Here is a 5,182-nt window from a genome sequence, read left to right on the forward strand (position 1 = left end):
AAAATAAAAGTATTAAATTTGCAAGAAAATAAAAATGCTCTATCAAGTAACTTGTAAAAGGTGCGGAAAGAAGTTTAGAATCTCTGTCGAAAATGTGTTTAGAACCACTTCGACTTGTCCATATTGTGGACAAAAATTGTCTATCTTAATACCAAATAAACAGACGGAAACTACAGATAGGCAAGCACTCTTAACGCAGAAAACAAGTCTCCAAAACGAAAATGTGAGACCGCTATCTGAAAATAAGTATACCAAAGAGACGGTAAAGAAGAATAATAATTGGTTTAAAACAATAATCTTCATATTGTTCTTAAGTATTCTTATTGTTGGAGGCTTTCTTTACTTTAATTGGCAACAACAACAAAAAAAAGAACTTATAAGAATTGAGCGACAACATCATCGCGATTCAGTAATGAAAGTGCGAGAAATGCTACAAGCGAAATCTGTTTTAGCCCAAAAACAAAAGCGACTACAAACAATGGCTTGCACTTTTCTCCACTCGTTCTATATAAATGCAGTTCTTTCTGGAGCAGACGTAACACAATATGAGTCGTATTTAACCAATAATTGTAAGCGCATTCTTTACGGAGATAACGAAAATGCTTTCGATTTAGATAAGCAAACAGCTTGGTGGGGATTATTCGGTACACTTTCTGGATTAGAAAATGCAGATGAACTAATTCGGAATTTAAGAATTTCCTATTACGATAAAGATTGGTATAAAGTAAGGTTATCACAAAACGGAACAACCGATCAGCGACTTATTAAATTAAAAATAGAAAACAATAGGTTTTTAATAGACGATGTAAGATAAAGTATGGTATTACGCTACTTTCAAGTTAATTGTAAACACTGCAAACGAGAATTTAGTATTCAGGCAGAAGAGGGAGTTACAGTAAAATGTAATTGTCCTTATTGTGGTACTGAATCAACAATAGCAGTCCCATTATTAGAAACTAAAAAGGTAGAACAGAAAAAACAAACGCTACAAGTTAGCAGTATAGGTAAAAAGGCCACAATCTGCTTCCTTATATTCGTTGGTATTATGCTTATTACATCAACTTTCCTATATATTCTTTTTACGGTAATATCTAACTAAATAAACAACACAGAATATGAAACAAACAAAAATAGTCTGTTCTATCAGCGACTTTAGATGCGATATTGATTTTCTACGTAAATTATTCTTCGCAGGAATGAATGTTGTTCGTATGAATACAGCCCACGCACCAGCAGAAGGAATAAAAAAAATTGTAGAAAACACACGTGCTGTTTCGCAACACATAGCATTACTTATAGATACAAAGGGACCAGAAATAAGAACTACAAGTGTTGCAAACCCTATTCCATACAAAACTGGCGAAATAATAAAAATATTTGGACGTCCCGATATAGAATCTACCCACGATATCATAAATGTCTCTTATAAAGATATTGCAAACGATGTTAAAGTTGGTGCGCATTTACTATTCGATGACGGTGCAATAGATATGGAAGTTATTGAAATTGATGGGCCAATGCTTATTGCAAAAGTAATGAACGATGGTATATTAGGAGCACGGAAAAGCGTAAATGTTCCTGGTGTCCACATAGATTTACCCGCTTTAACCGAAAAAGATATTGCAAACATAAAATTAGCTATTAATTTAGATATAGATTTCATTGCACACTCTTTTGTTCGTTCTGCAGCTGATGTTAAAGCAGTTCAAGATATTTTAGACGAACATAATTCGGATATAAAGATAATTTCGAAGATAGAAAATCAAGAAGGTGTTGACAATATCGATGAAATTATAGAAGCATCATACGGAATAATGATTGCACGAGGAGATTTAGGTATAGAAGTTCCTATAGAGCAAATTCCTGGTATTCAACGCAACATAATTAGAAAATGTATTGCAAAACGTAAACCAGTAATAGTTGCAACACAAATGCTCCATACAATGATAAATAACCCTCGTCCAACACGCGCAGAAGTAACCGATATTGCAAATGCTATTTATGGTTACACAGATGCACTAATGTTAAGTGGAGAAACTGCAAGTGGAAAATACCCAGTTGAAGCTTGTCGTACAATGGCAACAATTGCAGAACGCGCAGAAAAAGATGCACACCGAGAAGGATTTTTAAAAATTCCACTTAGCGATGATATGGGACAAAGAGAATTTTTAGCTAAATGTGCCATCGAAGCAACCGAACATCTGGGCGTAAAAGGCATTATAACAGATGGCGACACTGGTAAAACCGCACGTAATTTAGCTGCCTTTCGCGGACCAAATCCTGTATTGGCAATTTGTTACCACGACAAATTGCAACGTTGGTTGAATCTTAGCTATGGATTAATCCCAATATACCAACAAGAAAAAAAATCGAAACACGAACTTTTTAAAGCTGCTCTACGAATGTTGCGCCAGAGAAAATATATAGCACCTAACGATAAAATAGCTTACATTTCTGGAGAAATGGGCAAAGGAGGAGTAACCACTTTCTTGGAAATAAACACAGTAAGTGCTGTTTTCGAAGACACTTATAATTCTCATTTAGACAACAGGAAGAGAATTTGATATAAAAAAAGACAGATATAAATAAGAATTTATTATATCATACAAAAAAAGAGAGTTCCTATTTAATTAAGAACTCTCTTTTTTTATTACTTAGCTGATAATTATTTTTCAATATCAATCTTTTGTACACGACGTTCATGACGTCCACCTTCGAAAGTTGCCTTGAAAAAAGCGTCCATTATCTTCTCCGCAGTCTTATTATCAACAAATCTACCTGGTAAAACCAGTGCATTTGCATCATTATGCTGACGAATAAGTTCTGCTATATCCTTATTCCAAGCCAAACCAGCCCTTACACCTTTATGTTTATTTAGTGTAATAGACATACCTTCTCCGCTACCACAAATAGCAATAGCTGGATAAACTTCACCATTTGAAAGCGCTTCTGCCAGTGGATGGGCATAGTCTGGATAATCACAACTTAAGTCGCTGTTACAACCAAAATCTTTATAAGGCAGTTTATGTTCTTCAAGATACTGAATAACAAATTTCTTTAATGGAAGGCCAGCGTGATCGCAGGCAATACCTACTGTTTTTATTTCCATAAGCGTTAAAGTCGTTAAGAGCCTCGCAGAAATTCTGCAAGGCTCGGTTAGTGTTATGCTAAAAATAATTTAACTTGTTCATAAACATTTTGAGCTGTAAAGCCCAATTTTTCATCAAGAACTTTGTATGGGGCTGAAAAACCAAAACTATTCAGACCATAAACTGTGCCATTTGCACCAACAAGTCCTTGCAAAGTTACAGGAAGTCCAGCTGTTAAACCAAAGATTTTTGCATTCTTTGGAAGAACACTCTCTTGATATTCTACCGATTGACAACGGAATAAACCTTCTGATGGAGCACTTACTATACGAACTTTCACTCCTTCGGCTCTTAAAAGTTCAGCTCCTGCAATGCAAGTTGAAACTTCAGAACCACTCGCAACAAGTATTATATCGTAATTTTCATCAGAACCTTTTACAATATATGCCCCTTTTCTTACTAACTCGTAATTGTTTCCTTCAGGAAGATTAGTTACATTCTGACGAGAAAGTATTAAAGCTGTTGGTGTATCTACATTGTCCATTGCCATTTCCCAACAAATAGTTGTCTCGTCTGAATCAGCAGGACGGAAAACACGTAATGCATCTTTTCCCGAATGATTCTGTAATTTCTCCATCAACCTTATTTGTGCTTCTTGCTCAACAGGTTCATGTGTTGGTCCATCTTCCCCTACTCGGAAGGCATCATGACTCCAAATAAATTTTACTGGAATTTGCATTAATGCAGCAAGACGGATAGCTGGCTTCATATAATCTGAGAAAACGAAGAAAGTTCCCATTGCAGTAATAACTCCACCATGCAACATCATACCAATACACATACAAGCCATTGTTAATTCACTAACACCTGCTTGAAAGAATGCACCAGAAAAATCGTTGCGTACAATATCTTTTGTCTTTTTCAAAAAGCCATCTGTCTTATCTGAATTAGAAAGGTCAGCAGATGAACATATCATATTTGGAACTTGTTCTGCAAGTAGACTTAAACATGTAGCACTTGCTGCACGTGTTGCTACATCTTTTTTCTGATTTATAGCTGTCCAATCTATTTTTGGTGCTTTTCCACTAAACCATTCTTTATATAGAACTGCCTTTTCTGGATTAGCTTCCTCCCATTTTTGTTCTTCTGCATGACGTTTAGCAACTATTGTTTTGAGTTCTTCTAAACGATTTGCATAAAGTTCTGCTACTTCGGGGAAAATTTTAAATGGATCGTTTACATCGCCACCTAAATTTTTTATAGTATTTATATATGCATCGCCACCAAGTGGAGCTCCATGTGTTTTTATACTATGTTCATAACTTGTTCCATCGGCCATAAGTGCACCTTTAGCCATAATAGTTTTACCAATAATAAGTGTTGGACGCTCCGTTTCTGTTAATGCTGCATCAAGTGCTTTTCTTATATCCTCTACATTATTACCATTACAAGTTAAAACATTCCAACCCCATGCCTTATATTTTGCTGCAGTGTCTTCGTTCATTACTTCATCGCACTTGGTAGACAACTGAACATTATTAGCATCGTAGAACATTATTAGATTATTTAAACCTAAATTGCCTGCAATACGCCCTACTCCTTGCGATATTTCCTCTTGAATTCCACCATCAGAAATGTAAGCATAGATTTTATGTTGCATTACTTCTTTGCCTAATCGAGCTTCAAGAAATTTTTCTGCAATAGCAGCACCTGCAGCAAAAGCATGACCTTGTCCTAATGGTCCTGATGTATTTTCAATTCCTCTCTTTATATCTCGTTCTGGATGTCCTGGAGTTGGAGATCCCCACTGACGAAATTCTTTTAATTCGTTTATTGTGAATTTATTTTGAAGTGCTAATGCCGCATACAACATTGGAGACATGTGGCCTGGATCTAAAAAAAATCTATCTCTACCTGCCCAATTTGGTTGCTCTGGGTCAAATATCAGATATTCTGAGAAAAGAACATTTATAAAATCAGCTCCTCCCATTGCACCTCCAGGGTGTCCTGACCTTGCTTTCTCTACCATTGAGGCTGCAAGTATTCTGATATTGTCCGCTGCGCGGTCCATAACTTTGTTGTTGTTCATAAAA

Annotated in this window: 4 protein-coding genes; 2 read left to right on the forward strand and 2 right to left on the reverse strand. The window is 35.8% G+C overall.

The window, feature by feature from the left end; all coding sequences use genetic code 11:
• Positions 1–34: 34 nt before the first annotated feature.
• Entirely contained in the window at positions 35–814 is a 780-nt protein-coding gene (locus HMPREF9144_RS06880; RefSeq protein WP_006045201.1) for a TFIIB-type zinc ribbon-containing protein, read from the forward strand.
• 301 nt (positions 815–1,115) lie between these two features.
• Positions 1,116–2,564, forward strand: a complete 1,449-nt coding sequence (pyk, locus tag HMPREF9144_RS06890) for a pyruvate kinase (RefSeq protein WP_006045203.1) — start codon at positions 1,116–1,118, stop codon at positions 2,562–2,564.
• Between the two features lie 101 nt (positions 2,565–2,665).
• On the opposite strand, the gene rpiB is transcribed toward pyk, so the two are convergent.
• Entirely contained in the window at positions 2,666–3,109 is a 444-nt protein-coding gene (gene rpiB, locus HMPREF9144_RS06895; RefSeq protein WP_006045204.1) for a ribose 5-phosphate isomerase B, read from the reverse strand.
• A 53-nt stretch (positions 3,110–3,162) separates the two neighbouring features.
• Entirely contained in the window at positions 3,163–5,178 is a 2,016-nt protein-coding gene (locus HMPREF9144_RS06900) for a transketolase family protein (protein ID WP_040595638.1), read from the reverse strand.
• Positions 5,179–5,182 lie beyond the last annotated feature (4 nt).

The sequence above is a fragment of the Prevotella pallens ATCC 700821 genome (assembly GCF_000220255.1).
Taxonomy (GTDB): domain Bacteria; phylum Bacteroidota; class Bacteroidia; order Bacteroidales; family Bacteroidaceae; genus Prevotella; species Prevotella pallens.

Bases quoted from the DNA above. Each gene is read 5' to 3' on its own strand.
- HMPREF9144_RS06880 (WP_006045201.1), top strand. From the start codon at position 35: ATGCTCTATCAAGTAACTTGTAAAAGGTGCGGAAAGAAGTTTAGAATC.
- pyk (WP_006045203.1), top strand. From the start codon at position 1,116: ATGAAACAAACAAAAATAGTCTGTTCTATCAGCGACTTTAGATGCGAT.
- rpiB (WP_006045204.1), bottom strand. From the start codon at position 3,109: ATGGAAATAAAAACAGTAGGTATTGCCTGCGATCACGCTGGCCTTCCA.
- HMPREF9144_RS06900 (WP_040595638.1), bottom strand. From the start codon at position 5,178: ATGAACAACAACAAAGTTATGGACCGCGCAGCGGACAATATCAGAATA.